This is a genomic window from Janthinobacterium longum (assembly GCF_051380735.1).
Taxonomy (GTDB): Bacteria; Pseudomonadota; Gammaproteobacteria; order Burkholderiales; family Burkholderiaceae_D; genus Janthinobacterium.
Map to the genome: position 1 here is coordinate 54,727 of NZ_JBNYXQ010000001.1, position 13,049 is coordinate 67,775.

The following is a 13,049-nucleotide window of genomic DNA, read 5'->3' on the forward strand; positions in this document are numbered from 1 at the left end:
CTTGCTGACACGATGACACGAAAAACGCCATGCGCATCCTGCACATCCTCGACCATTCGCTGCCGCTGCACAGCGGCTACACCTTCCGCACCGTCGCCATCCTGGCCCAGCAGCGCGCGCTGGGCTGGGAAACCTTGCACCTGACCGGCGCCAAGCAGGGCCGGTGCGACACCCTGGAGCAGACGATCGACGGCTGGCACTTTTACCGCACCGCACCCGGCCGGCAATGGTGGTCGCGCCTGCCCGTGCTGGGCCAGTGGAGCGTGATCCTTGGCCTGTCGCGGCGACTGCGCCAGCTTGCGCTGCAGCTGAAACCCGACATCCTGCACGCGCATTCGCCGGCCCTGAACGCCATCGCCGCCCTCGGCGTAGGGCGCGCCCTCGGTATTCCGGTAGTCTACGAAGTGCGTGCCTTCTGGGAAGACGCGGCCGCCGACCATGGCAGCAGCCGGCCCGGCGGCCTGCGCTACCGCCTGACGCGCATGCTGGAAAACCATGCGCTGCGTCGCGCCGACGCCATCACCACCATCTGCGAAGGCTTGCGCCAGGATTTGTGCGCGCGCGGCCTGCCGCCGGACAAAATCACCGTGATTCCCAACGCGGTCGATGTCGCCGCCTTCGATACGGCGCCCAAGCAGCCAGGCCTGGCACACGCGATGGGACTGGCCGGCCACCCCGTGATCGGCTTTATCGGCTCGTTTTACGCCTATGAAGGCCTGGCGCTGTTGCTGCGCGCCATGCCGCGCATGCTGGCCGCCACACCAGCATTGCGCCTGCTGCTGGCCGGCGGCGGTCCGCAGGAAGCGCAATTGCGCGCACTGGCCGTTGAACTCGGCATCACCGGCCAGGTGGTGTTCGCCGGGCGCGTGCCGCACGCACAGGTGGCGCAGTATTATCAGTTGATCGACGTGCTGGTCTATCCGCGCCTGCCGATGCGCCTGACGGAACTGGTCACCCCCCTGAAGCCGCTGGAGGCGATGGCGCAAGGCCGGCTAGTGGCCGCGTCGGACGTCGGCGGCCACCGCGAGCTGATCCAGGATGGCCAGACCGGCGTGCTGTTTCGTGCCAACGACGCCGATGCGCTGGCGCAATCGGTGCTGGCCCTGCTGGGCCAGCCGGCCAGTTGGCCGCTGTTGCGCCGCCGCGCCCGTGCCTATGTGGAACGCGAACGCAGCTGGGCCGGCAGCGTGGCGCGCTACGCCGATCTCTATCGGCGCCTGAGCGCGCAACGCACACACGTCGGCATGGTGCGGCAGCCGGCGGAGCGCACACGATGATGCTCGCCGGCATGCGCATCGCGCTGGTCGGCCCGCAAGCGCCGCCGGCCGGCGGCATGGCCAACCAGACGGCGCAATTGGCGGCGCTGCTGCGCGCCGAAGGGGCAACAGTGGAACTGCTGGCCGTCAATGCCAGCGTGCTGCCGCCTTGGCTGGCGCGCGTGCGCTACCTGCGCGCGGCCCTGCGCCTGCCCATCTTCCTGTGGCACCTGTGGCGCGCCAGTCGGAACGCTGACCTGTTCCATGTAATGGCCAACTCGGGCTGGTCCTGGCATTTGCAGGGCGCGCCAGCACTGTGGGTCGCCAGCCTGTGCGGCAAACCCGTGCTGCTCAATTACCGTGGCGGCGAGGCGGCAACCTTTTTTGCGCGCCACCGGCGCCTGGTCGACGCCAGCCTGTTGCGCGCCGACGTCATCGCCGTGCCCTCGCGCTTTTTGCAGGAGATTTTCGAACAGTGCGGCCACACTGCCCATATCGTGCCCAATCTGGTCGACTTGCGCAGGTTCACGCCAGTGCAAATCGAGCGAAAAAACAAGGATCCGGTGATCCTGGTGGCGCGCCACCTGCAGGCGCTGTACGACAACGCCAGCGCCGTGCGCGCCTTTGCCATCGTGCGCGCGGCGTATCCCGGCGCGCGCCTGGTGCTGGCCGGCGACGGTCCCGAGCGGGCCGCGCTGGAAGCCCTGGCCCGCGACCTGAACGTAACGCAGGCGCTGACATTTGCAGGCCATGTGGCCAACGCCGCCATGCCGGCGCTGTACCAGTCCAGCACCATCGTGCTCAATCCCAGCCTGGCCGACAATATGCCGATCTCGGTGCTGGAAGCGCTGGCCTGCGGCGTGCCCGTGGTCAGCACCAATGTGGGCGGCATTCCGGCCTTGCTGCAACACGGCGTGACGGGCCTGCTGGTGTCGCCCGGCGACGCGCCGGCCATGGCGCAGGCCATGCTGGCTTTGCTGCGCGAGCCGCAACAGGCCAGCCGGCTGGCAGCCAACGGCCTGCTGCATGCGGCGCAGTTCGACTGGCGGGATGTGGGGCCGCATCTGGCGGCGCTGTACCGGCGCATCCTGGCCGCGCCGCGTCCGTCCGGCTACGCGCGCCTGGTCGCGCACTGGCTGTTTCCCCTGCATGAAAAGCTCAAGCGGCACGACAGCGTGCGCCTGCTGCGCCGCATGGAGCGCTCGCAATGGTGGACTCCGCTGCAGCTGGAGCGCTGGCGCCTGGCGCGGCTGCGCCGCCTGCTGCGCCATGCGGGCGCCCATGTGCCTTATTACGGCGCGCTGTTCCAGCGCATCGGCTTCGATCCGCGCCAGGTGCACAGCTTGAGCGACCTGGCGCGCCTGCCGCTGCTGCGCAAGAACGATATCAGCGCCGCGCGCGAGGCCTTCAAGTCCGACCGCGCCGATGGCCTGCGTCCGTTCTCCACCGGTGGCTCGAGTGGCGAGCCGCTGCTGTTTTTCCTTGGACGCAGGCGCATCAGCCACGATATCGCTGCCAAATGGCGTGCCACGCGCTGGTGGGGCGTCGATATCGGCGAGCGCGAAGTGGTGCTCTGGGGCTCGCCCATCGAACTGCACGCCCAGGACCGGCTGCGCCGCCTGCGCGACTGGCTGCTGCGCAGCACCCTGCTGCCGGCGTTTGCCATGTCGCCCGCCAGGGTCGACGGTTTCATCTGCCGGCTGCAGCGGCTGCGCCCGCGCATGCTGTTCGGCTATCCATCGGCGCTGTGCCGCATCGCCAGCCATGCCGGCGCGCATAGCGTGCCGCTCGACGACCTGGGTGTGAAGGTCGCTTTCGTGACATCCGAACGCCTCTACGACGAACAGCGCACGCAGATCGCCACCGCCTTCGGCTGCCCGGTGGCCAACGGTTACGGCGGGCGCGACGCCGGCTTTATCGCCCACGAATGCCCGCACGGCGGCATGCACATCACGGCCGAAGACATCATCGTCGAAATCGTCGACACGGCCGGCCAGCCGCTGCCGCCAGGCAGCCTTGGAGAAATCGTCGTCACCCACCTGGCCACGCGCGACTACCCCTTCATCCGCTACGCCACCGGCGACGTCGGTGCGCTGGGCGTCAACGCCTGCGCATGCGGGCGCGGCTTGCCGCTGCTGCAGAAAATCGAGGGCCGCAGCACGGACTTTCTCACCGCCACCGATGGCACCGTGATGCACGGCCTGGCGCTGGTCTATATCCTGCGCGAACTGCCGCAGGTGCGCGGCTTCAAGATCATCCAGGAAAGCCTGCTGCACACGCGCGTGCTGCTGGTGTGCCTGCCGCTGCTGGACGGGCCGACCCGCGCGCTGATCGTGGCAGGCTTTCGCGCCAGGCTGGGCGAGCAGGTGGCGATCGACATCGAAGAGGTGGACGAGATCGCCGTCGAGGCGTCAGGCAAATACCGCTATGTCGTCAGCAAGGTCAGCTGATTTTTCCTTGAAAGGTCTTTTCATGTCCAACTACCTCACTGTCCTGCTGCTGGCCGCCACGCTGCTGCTGTGCGCCTGGACCTTGCACAAGGTGCGCCAGATCCACCTGCTGGCGCATCAGTTGCGCGACCAGGCAGACAGCGCACCGGCCGCCCTGTTCCACCAGCTCGAAGCGCTCGATGGCCTGCAGCGCGAGCTGCAGCTGGACAAAAGCCTGCCGCGCACGCGGGGCTGGGCCGGTTCGCCCGATTTTTTGCTGGAACTGGCGCGCCATGCGCGCTCGGCACGGCCGCAGCTGGTGGTTGAATGCAGCAGTGGCACCTCGACCGTGGTGCTGGCGCGCTGCATGCAGCTGCAGGGAGCGGGCCAGGTCTACAGTCTGGAGCACGATGCTGCGTATGCGGCGCAGACACGCGCCGAACTGGCGCGCCACGGCCTGTCGGATTGGGCGCAGGTGATCGATGCGCCGCTGCGCACGCACCAGTTGCAGGGTGAAAGCTGGCTCTGGTACGCCGCCGAGCGCCTGCCCGCCGGCTTGCCGATCGACATGCTGGTGATCGACGGCCCGCCGCAGGCGACCGGCAAGCTGGCCCGCTACCCTGCCGGCCCGCTGCTGTTTCCCCGTCTGGCGCCGGGCGCGGCCGTCTACCTGGACGACGCCGCACGCAGCGACGAACAAGCGATTTTGCGGCGCTGGCGCAGCGAATTTCCGCTGCTGCAGCAGTCCCGGCTGGCCTGTGAAAAAGGCTGCGCGCGGCTGGTGAATGAAGAGCTGGCGGCAGATGCGCAGCTTGCGCCAGCGTTGCCGCAGGCGATGCTGGCGCCGCAACACTGAGCGCCGGCTTGAACTTTAGGCCACGCTGTTGCCGCAATCGCCGCCGTTGCGGAAGCAATCGAGGTTGTGAAAGGTGATGGCGGCAATTTCACGCAATGCTTCGATGGTGAAAAAGCCCTGGTGGCCGGTCACCAGCACATTCGGGAACGTCATCAGGCGCTGGAACACGTCGTCATCGATGATGTCGGATGAGTGATCGTTGAAGAACAGACTGCTTTCCTGCTCGTACACATCGATCGCCAGGGCACCCAGCTGGCGCGACTTGAGCGCATCGATCACGGCGCCGGTGTCGATCAGGGCGCCGCGCGAGGTATTGACCAGCATGGCGCCACGCTTCATCTGCGGCAAGGTGGCCGGGCCGATCAGATGGCGCGTGCTATCCTGCAACGGGCAATGCAGCGAAACGATGTCCGCTTCGGCCAGCAGCTGCGGCAAGTCCACCATCGTGCCCAGTTCGGCAAAGTCAGGCGAGGGATAGGGATCGTGGCCCAGCACCTTGCAGCCAAAGCCCCTGAAGATGCGCGCCGTGGCCAGGCCGATCTTGCCGGTGCCGACGATGCCGACCGTCTTGCCATGCAGGTTGAATCCCAGCAAGCCATCGAGTGAAAAATTGCCTTCGCGAACGCGGGCATAAGCGCGGTGCGTATGGCGGTTCAGGGTCTGCACCATGGCCAGGGTGTGTTCGGCCACGGCTTCGGGCGAATAGGCCGGTACGCGCGCGACAAAAAATCCCAGCCGCCTGGCCGTCGGCAAATCGAGGTTGTTGTAGCCAGCGCAGCGCAGCAGGATGGCGCGCACGCCGTAATCGTGCAAGGCGGTCAGTACGGCCGCGTCAAGTACATCGTTGACGAAGACGCAGACGGCCTCGGCACCGCGCGCCAGGATGGCCGTTTCTTCAGTCAGCAAGGCGCTGTGATAGCTCAGTTCAATGTTGGGTGCGTCCGGCTGGGACGACAAGGCTTCGTCAAAGAAGCGGCGATCATAGGGCTGGCTGCCGAAAAAGGCGATTTTCATGTTGCTTTCCGAGAATTATTGAGGTGATGACAAAAACGTCATCATAGCGCATGCCTGCCGGCATGCCGAAAACGGCGGGCTATGGCCGTACGCGCGGCAAGGTGATCAGCTTGCGCACGAAGGCGGTTTCCTGCGGATGCTCCTGGTGAAAGCGGTCGCGCGCAGTGCGCATGGCCTGTTGATGCGCGGCCAGGTTCTCGCTGCTCAGTTCGATGCCGAAGTCCTCGGGTGGCACGGGGCTGCCCTCGCTGCCGCCGAACAGGCGCGACAAGATCATGCGGCCCACATTGTCACGGTAGTGAGATGCCTCCCAGTAATAACGCATTTCTCGCGCACCGCCAAATTGCGGTATGGCTTCGCTGGTGATGCTGTTAAAGCCTGAAAAGTCGACCAGCCGCAGGTCGCAGCCCTGGCCCCGGTGGCGTTCGGCCAGCGCGGTGATATCGGCTTGCCACTGCTCCATGGCCGGCCACTTGCCGCGCCAGTACAGCACGTCCATCGTCAGCGCATGCGTGGGATTGATATACAGGCGCAAGCGCGTGCCGTCGCGACACAGCATGCCGACGGTGGCGTCGAACGCCTGCAGCGCATCGGGCGTGGGGCCTGCGCCGGTGCCGAACTCCTGCAAACGCGGCACCATGGCTGGCGCCGTGCCGCCCCAGCCCCTGATGCGATCGCTGAAACAGCGGTGGTCGCGCTGGCCGTGCAAGGCCAGGCTGGACAAGCACACGCTGCCGAAACTGCCCTGCAACAGGCGCAAGGTGTCTCGCGTCATGTCGAGCGTCAGGCCGCGCTTGACGTTAAGCAAGGCGCGCCGTGCGAAAAACGCCGGACCGGCCTCCGTCAGGCCGGGCTCGATGCCGGCCGAACCCTGCTCCATGGAAAACGAGGGCGCATCGATGCCCCACACCATGGTATCGACATGGCTGACCTGCGCCGCGTGCCGGGCCAGCAGCATGGCGTCGCCGATCGACGCGCCCGAGACGGCGCTGTTGAAGACGGTCTTGCCATCGAACAGCGTGCGCACACCGGCCGGCAGGCCCATTTCCGTGCGCGAATTGCCGATATACACGACGGCCGGCCGGTAGCGCGCCACGGCATAAGTCTTGCCCCACACGCTGAGCTTTTCGCGCGTCGGCTGCAGCCGCTGCAGCAGCGGGCTGTCCCACTGGTGCAGCAAGTAAGGATCGACCTGGTAATTGACAGTGGAAACGAGCAGCAGCGTACCGGCCACGCAGCCGCAGAACACGGCGACATAGCGGCGCAAAGACAAGGTATCCGAGGTATCCGGGTTATCCATGGTCAGAATTGAAAGTAGAGAAATTCGGTAACGCGGTTCATGCCGAAGATGCAGGCGACAAACAGCGCCGCGAAACCCAGGCTCCAGCGGCGCGTGGGCCGCCAGTGCCAGGCCAGGCGCCCCAGCTGGGCATTTTGAAATATTCTTTCAATACCGGGCTTGTAATGAATAAAAATTTCTTGTGTATTGGGCGCCCTGAAGGCCAGCAGCATGGCCAGCAGCAGCACCGGCAGGCCCGGTCCTCCCAGCTCGATCCAGCGAACGCCGTCAAAGGCAGGCTGCCAGCCCCAGTGCGCCAGCGGCACCGCAAGGGCTTCCAGGCCGCGCGGCAAGCTCACGCCATTCGCGCCGAACAGGGCGCCGGCGATGTCCCGGGCGGTGGCCACGTCGGGCGCGCGAAAGAATATCCAGGCCAGCATGACGGCAAAAAACGTCAGCGCCGGTGGCCACCAGCGGCTGCGCGCGACGCCGAACCGCTGCTGCCAGGCTTGCTGCACCACCAGGTACAGCCCGTGCAGGCCACCCCAGATGACAAAGGTCCAGCCAGCGCCATGCCACAAGCCGCCCAGCAACATGGTCAGCATCAGATTGCGATAGCGCCTGGCTTGTCCGTGCCGGCTGCCGCCCAGCGCGATATACAGATAGTCGCGCAGGAATCGCGACAAGGTCATGTGCCAGCGGCGCCAGAACTCGGCGATATTGACGGCTTTATAGGGCGAGTTGAAATTGAGCGGCAGCCTGACGCCGAACAGGCGCGACAGGCCGATGGCCATGTCGCAATAGCCTGAAAAATCAAAATACAGCTGGAAGGTATAGGCCAGCACGCCGATCCAGGCCTCGATCAGGGTCGGCCCGGCACCGGCAGCAAATACGGGAATGGCCATTGGCGACAGGTTGTCGGCAATCAGCACCTTCTTGGCAAGACCGAGCACGAAGATCGACAAGCCAATGGCAAAATTGCCGGCATGCGGGCGCGTATTGGCCGCATCGGCAAATTGCGGCATCATTTCGCGGTGATGCAGCACCGGCCCGGCAATCAGGTGCGGAAAATAGCTGACAAACAGCACGTAGTGGATAAAGCGGTATTCGCGAACCTCGCCCCGGTAGCAATCGACCAGGAAGGCGATCTGGGTAAAGGTAAAGAAAGAAATGCCGATCGGCAGGATGACCGCGAGCGGTGGCAAGCCGCCAGCGCCAGCCGCCGCAGCCAGGGCATTGACGCTGTCGACGAAAAAATTGGCGTATTTATACCAGGCCAGCAAGCACAGATTGGCGCTGAGCGCCGTCACCAGCACACGCTTCCTGGCCGGCCCGGTGCAAGCGCCGATCAGCCGCCCGCCCAGGTAGTTGACGGTGATTGACGCCAGCAGCAGCGGCACGTAGCGCACCTCCCAGTAGCCGTAGAAAAACAGCGATGCCAGCGCGAGCCAGGCGGCAGGCAGCAGCGGCCGGCCCGACTGTCCCAGCAAAAAATAGCCGGCCAGCACGATCGGCAGGTAAAAAAACAGAAAGCTGAAGGAATTAAACAGCATGAGCGCTCCCGGCATGCAGCTGGACATAGCATTCAGCAATCTGCGCCGCCACCCTGTCCCAGCTGAATTGGCTGACCAGCGCCTGCACCCTGGCGCGCTCGGGTTGGCGGGCCACCAGTTGTTCGATGAGCAGGCGCTGGGCGGCGCCATCGTTCCAGCGCACCTTGCGCAGCGCAAACGCGGAATCGGGCAGGTCGAGCGCGCTTTGCGCCGTCATCACCACCGGCGTGCCGGCCGCCAGCGCTTCAAGCACGCACAAAGGCAGCACTTCGCCCTGGCTGGGCAAGGCCATCACGGCGGCCGCATGGTAGGCGCTGGCCAGCAGCGGATCGGCGTGTTCCAGGCCGCCCAGCCAGGTGACATGCGGCAAGGCCAGCAATTGCTGCAGATACGGCAATTCGTGGCGCGCCGCGGCGCCGATCAGCACCACCGGCAGCGTACTGCCGGCCAGCGCCAGCGCCAGGCCCAGTTGGTTTTTATACGGCGAGATACTGGCGACCATCAGCACGAAGGGGCCGGCAATGCCCGTTTCTTGCCGGAACAGCTCGCCATTGGCCGTAAAGAAATGCGGGTTGACGCCATTTGGAAACACACGGATTTTTTCAGAAGCGACGCCGTATCCCTGCGTGATGGCGTCGCGCTCGGCCTCGCCCAGGGCAATCACCAGGCTGGCCAGTTGCAGCGCGCGCTTGGTCTGGGCGTAGCTGGTTTGCACCGTCCAGTCCGTCAAGCGGCCGACCAGCCGGTCCGCCAGCGCGGCGCGGCGGGCGGTGGCGCGGTTCCAGCTTGGTGCCAGCAGTGGTGACAGCACCACCGGCAGGCCCAGCTCGCTGGCCATTTCGACGATGCGAAAATTGCCATTGATCGCAGAAAACACATGGATCAGATCGTAGTCGGCCAGCCGCTCGCGATTGGCATCGACAAGTTGTACCTGCAATGGCTGCCCGGCGCACGGTGTCAGGCGGTTCAGTGCGGCAAGGGTTTCGCGCAGCTGTATCTGCAGGCCGCCATCGCGCTGGAACAGCATGGGATAAGACAGGATGCCAACTCGCATGGTATGCCCTCAAGGCGGTGTCCTGGCCGCCAGCAGCATGCCGGCCAGCCTGCGCTGCAGCAGTAAAAATTCGGCAGCGAGTTCATGTTTCAACAGAAAAATGCCGGCGATCCAGCACACCAGGCTGGCCAGCCCGCTTGCCAGCAGCACCAGCAGCGCCAGCAAGGGCATGGCCTGCGGCAACTCATTCGGCAACCACAGTGATGCCAGCAGCGGCGCCGGCGCGGTACAAGCACACAACAGCAGGCTTTTTCTGACCGTGCGCAACAGCAAGTACCCATCGAGATTGCAGGCCGCGCGCAGCGAACGGTAGCTAAGTGCGCTGCGCAGCAGCAGCGCCAGCACTACCGCCCAGGCCACCGCCACCAGGCCAAACGGCGCCGCCGCCAGCACCAGTGCCACCTTCAGCACGCCGGACCAGGCATCGATACCGACTTGCAACCGCATCTTGCCGGTGGCCACCAGCAGGTAGCGCGCCATGCTGAACATGCTATACACGGCCGATGACAGGCACATGATGCGGATCAAGGGCACACAGGCGATCCACTGCTGTCCGTACAGCAATTTGACCAAGGGCAAAGCCATGCACGCAAGAAAGAAGAAAAACGGCCAGCTCAAGGCCGTCATATAGCTGACGGTGCGCAGATAGGCCGGCGCTGCCCCACCCTTCCCGCCGGCGCGCTCGTTGGCAGCGAACAGGGGAAACACCACCGGCGAGATGGCGCTGGTAATGAGCTGATTGAACATATTGAGCACGCTTTGCGCCTTGCCGAACAGTGCCAGGCTTTCGATATCGATCAACTTGCCGATAATCAGGTCCGGCGCCGCCACGCTGGCTTCATCGATCAGCCCGCCGCCGGTTGAATACGCCCCAAACGCCGCCACCGTGCGCATGCCTTGCCGCCCCGGCAGCCACGGCAGTGCACGCGGGCGCAGCAGCAGGCTGGCCAGCAGCGATGCCAGGCTGCCCGCCAGTGCCGCCCATACCAGGCTCATGTAGCTGTAGCCCAGCAACGCCAGGCCGACCGCCACCAGCAGATTCGTCATGCTGTTGGCCGCATTGATGGCGTAGATGGCGCGAAAGCGCAACTGCCGACGCAGCAAGGGGATGGTCAGCGCGCTGAAGGGGATCAGGACGAAATTAATCGACAGCAATTGCAGCACCAGCCGCAAGCGTGGCTCCTGGTAAAAGCTGGCAAGCGGCCCGCTGGCTGCCAATACCAGCAGCGCCAGCAGCCAGGCAACGAGCACGCTGGTCCCCAGCGCCGCGCGCAGCTTGACGATATCGAGCTGTTTTTCCTGGATCAGGTATTGCCCTACGCCAAAGTCGCGTACCACCTGGGCCAGGGCCACCAGCACCGCACCGAGCGAATACACGCCCACTTCGGCTGGCGTGAGCAGGCGCGACAAGATCATGGTGGCAAGCACGCCCAGCAGCAGCACTGTGTATTTTTCGGCAAAGGAAAACAGCAGGGAGTGGCGGGTGGCGCTCATGGGTCAGACCAGGCCAGCATAAAACTGACGCAACTGCCGTTCCAGGCGCGGCATCGAGTAGCGCTGCTCGGCTTCCCGGCGGGCCGCCAGCGCCATCGCCGCGCGCCGTGGCGCATCGTGCAGCAGGCTGGCCACCGCCTCGCAGGCCGCCAGCTCATCGTCCAGCGGCAACAGCAGCCCGCCGGCGCAATCGTGCAGGATATCGCGGGTGCCGGGCACATCCGTCCCCACGGCCGGCACGCCGCAGGCCATCGCTTCGATGGTGGCGATGCCAAAGCCTTCGTTGCGGCTGAGCAGCAAATGCAGGTCGAATGCCGGCATCAGCAGCTCGATGCGGGCCTGGTAACCGGTAAAGATCACCTGCCCATCGACACCGGCCGCCTGCACCTGCAGCCGCAGTACCGCTTCCAGCGGCCCGCTGCCGGCCAGCACCAGGTACAGCCCGGGAAAGCGTGGCCGCAGGCGCAAGAACATGGCCAGCAGCGCCTCGGGCCGCTTTTGCGGCGACAGCCGGGCCACCGAGCCGAGCACCAGTGCGTCTTGAGGCAAGCCCAGCTGTTCGCGCGCCAGCCGCCGCCGCTCGGCAGACACGGTAAACAGCGCGGTATCGACGCCGTTCGGTATCACGGCCAGGCGCGTGCCAGGCGCCAGCATGTCGCGGTACAAGTCCATGAAATGTTGCAAGGCCGACGGCGAGACGGCATACACGCCCTTGACGCACTGCATGGCCGTGGCCAGCAGCGGCCGCTGCCAGGCGCTGAACGGCTCCAGGGGAAACGCATTGTGCACGCTGACCACGGCTGGCAGCCGGCAGCGGCTGGCCTGCCACAGGATCGAGGCGCCAAAGGCAGTCCAGCACAACGCCACGTGGACCAGGTCGGGCCGGTAGCGCCGCAGCTGCCAGGCGCCCGTCAGCCGCGCGCGCAGCAAATTGAGCCGGCGCCATCGCCAGTGCTCGATGAACAACGGCGGCTGGTACACGCTGATGCGCACCTGCTGGGCCAGCAAGCCTTGTGCCCACCGTTCGAAGCCGGCAAAGCGCCGCAGCGCCAGCAGGCTGTGGTAGCCGGCGCCGTCGAGCATGCGCGCCTCTTGCGCCATGCGCAGTTCCATGCCGCCCAGCTCGCCCGAGTAACTGGTAATCAGGATGCGCGCGGGGCGCCGCAACTTGTTTTGCCACGCCTCCTGGCAATACCCGGCGATATTGGCCAGCTCCCAGCGCAGGACGAATACCTGCTTATGGTCGCGCCGCAGCCAGGCGCCCAGCCATCCTGTACTGTCGCGCAGGAAACGCCCCAGCATCCAGCGCGGCACGGCCCTGTCTGTTTGCTGGCGGAAACGCCCCCGTCCATGCAGCCAGGCGCGGCGCAGCACCCACGACACGGTCACCTGATGCACGCGGATAATATGCGCCACACATGCTTGCGGGCAAAACCAGGCCAGGTGGCCCGCTTGCGCCAGGCGCAGGTTGAAATTGACTTCGCCCCCCATGGCATAGCTGGCGCCATTCGGGCCGATGCTGTCGTCAAAGCGCAGGCCGTCGGCAAAAATGCGCCGCCGCACCGCCATGTTCGCGCCCCACACCAGTCCCGGATAGATCGGGCCGTCCTGCAAGCCGGGTTCGGTCAGGCCCCAGGTCAGGCCCGCTGGCGTATGTTGCCGCAGCCAGGGCGCGGGAGGCAAACGCCAGGCGGGCACGATGGCGCCGCCGAACAGCGCGTGGCCGGGCTGGCGCGCAGCGCATTGCTGCAGGCGTCGCAGCCAGTCCACCTTGGGAATCGCATCGTCGTCGGTAAATACCAGCAAATCCTGGCCGTCGCCGCCCTGGCGCAAGACCTGTTCCAGCGCCGCGTTCAAGGCAGCATTCTTGCCGCGCCGCGCCACCTGCAAGCTGCTCAAAGGCAAGCGCCCCTGGAAGGCGGCGATCACCAGCGCGGTGCCATCGCTGCTGCCATTATCGGCAATCACCAGCCGCCAGCCGCCGGCGGGCCTGGCCAGCGCAGTGTACGCCTGCAGTACTTCAGGCAAGGTGGCAGCGCCGTTGTAGGTCGCCATCAGTACGGTCAACAAGCGCGCGTCTCCTGTGTGTTGGGTATGCAAGGTTACCGAGCAGT

General features: G+C 65.7%; 9 protein-coding genes. 3 read left to right on the forward strand and 6 right to left on the reverse strand.

Going from position 1 to position 13,049, the window contains the following annotated elements; translation table 11 throughout:
- Positions 1-29: 29 nt before the first annotated feature.
- From ACQ4WM_RS00260 to ACQ4WM_RS00270, 3 genes are read left to right on the forward strand one after another with little or no spacing between them, the layout of a single operon-like run.
- The gene (locus ACQ4WM_RS00260; RefSeq protein ID WP_436544716.1) at positions 30-1,277 is read left to right on the forward strand and encodes a TIGR04063 family PEP-CTERM/XrtA system glycosyltransferase; all 1,248 of its coding nucleotides are present in this window, start codon (positions 30-32) and stop codon (positions 1,275-1,277) included.
- Positions 1,274-3,706, forward strand: a complete 2,433-nt coding sequence (locus ACQ4WM_RS00265) for a glycosyltransferase (RefSeq protein ID WP_436544717.1) — start codon at positions 1,274-1,276, stop codon at positions 3,704-3,706. The genes ACQ4WM_RS00260 and ACQ4WM_RS00265 overlap by 4 nt, the downstream gene beginning before the upstream one ends.
- A gap of 22 nt (positions 3,707-3,728) precedes the next feature.
- Positions 3,729-4,541: an O-methyltransferase gene (locus ACQ4WM_RS00270; protein WP_436544718.1), complete on the forward strand. Its 813-nt coding sequence runs from the start codon at positions 3,729-3,731 to the stop codon at positions 4,539-4,541.
- A gap of 15 nt (positions 4,542-4,556) precedes the next feature.
- Here ACQ4WM_RS00270 and ACQ4WM_RS00275 read toward each other — a convergent pair whose 3' ends face one another.
- The 6 genes from ACQ4WM_RS00275 to ACQ4WM_RS00300 form a co-directional block, all read right to left on the reverse strand.
- A complete protein-coding gene (locus tag ACQ4WM_RS00275; protein ID WP_436544719.1) occupies positions 4,557-5,555 on the reverse strand; it encodes a 2-hydroxyacid dehydrogenase in 999 nt (332 codons plus the stop codon).
- A gap of 79 nt (positions 5,556-5,634) precedes the next feature.
- Positions 5,635-6,855, reverse strand: coding sequence for a hypothetical protein (locus ACQ4WM_RS00280; protein ID WP_436544720.1), 1,221 nt, complete (start codon positions 6,853-6,855; stop codon positions 5,635-5,637).
- A gap of 2 nt (positions 6,856-6,857) precedes the next feature.
- Complete coding sequence (locus ACQ4WM_RS00285; protein WP_436544721.1) at positions 6,858-8,387, reverse strand: MBOAT family O-acyltransferase; 1,530 nt, start codon at positions 8,385-8,387, stop codon at positions 6,858-6,860.
- Positions 8,377-9,441 (reverse strand): glycosyltransferase, encoded by a 1,065-nt coding sequence (locus ACQ4WM_RS00290; protein ID WP_436544722.1) that lies wholly within the window; start codon positions 9,439-9,441, stop codon positions 8,377-8,379. Before ACQ4WM_RS00290 ends, ACQ4WM_RS00285 begins: the two co-directional genes overlap by 11 nt.
- Positions 9,442-9,450: 9 nt before the next feature.
- Complete coding sequence (locus ACQ4WM_RS00295; protein ID WP_436544723.1) at positions 9,451-10,935, reverse strand: oligosaccharide flippase family protein; 1,485 nt, start codon at positions 10,933-10,935, stop codon at positions 9,451-9,453.
- Between the two features lie 3 nt (positions 10,936-10,938).
- Positions 10,939-13,005, reverse strand: a complete 2,067-nt coding sequence (locus tag ACQ4WM_RS00300; RefSeq protein ID WP_436544724.1) for a glycosyltransferase — start codon at positions 13,003-13,005, stop codon at positions 10,939-10,941.
- Positions 13,006-13,049: the final 44 nt, after the last annotated feature.

Bases quoted from the DNA above. Each gene is read 5' to 3' on its own strand.
- ACQ4WM_RS00260 (WP_436544716.1), top strand. From the start codon at position 30: ATGCGCATCCTGCACATCCTCGACCATTCGCTGCCGCTGCACAGCGGC.
- ACQ4WM_RS00265 (WP_436544717.1), top strand. From the start codon at position 1,274: ATGATGCTCGCCGGCATGCGCATCGCGCTGGTCGGCCCGCAAGCGCCG.
- ACQ4WM_RS00270 (WP_436544718.1), top strand. From the start codon at position 3,729: ATGTCCAACTACCTCACTGTCCTGCTGCTGGCCGCCACGCTGCTGCTG.
- ACQ4WM_RS00275 (WP_436544719.1), bottom strand. From the start codon at position 5,555: ATGAAAATCGCCTTTTTCGGCAGCCAGCCCTATGATCGCCGCTTCTTT.
- ACQ4WM_RS00280 (WP_436544720.1), bottom strand. From the start codon at position 6,855: ATGGATAACCCGGATACCTCGGATACCTTGTCTTTGCGCCGCTATGTC.
- ACQ4WM_RS00285 (WP_436544721.1), bottom strand. From the start codon at position 8,387: ATGCTGTTTAATTCCTTCAGCTTTCTGTTTTTTTACCTGCCGATCGTG.
- ACQ4WM_RS00290 (WP_436544722.1), bottom strand. From the start codon at position 9,441: ATGCGAGTTGGCATCCTGTCTTATCCCATGCTGTTCCAGCGCGATGGC.
- ACQ4WM_RS00295 (WP_436544723.1), bottom strand. From the start codon at position 10,935: ATGAGCGCCACCCGCCACTCCCTGCTGTTTTCCTTTGCCGAAAAATAC.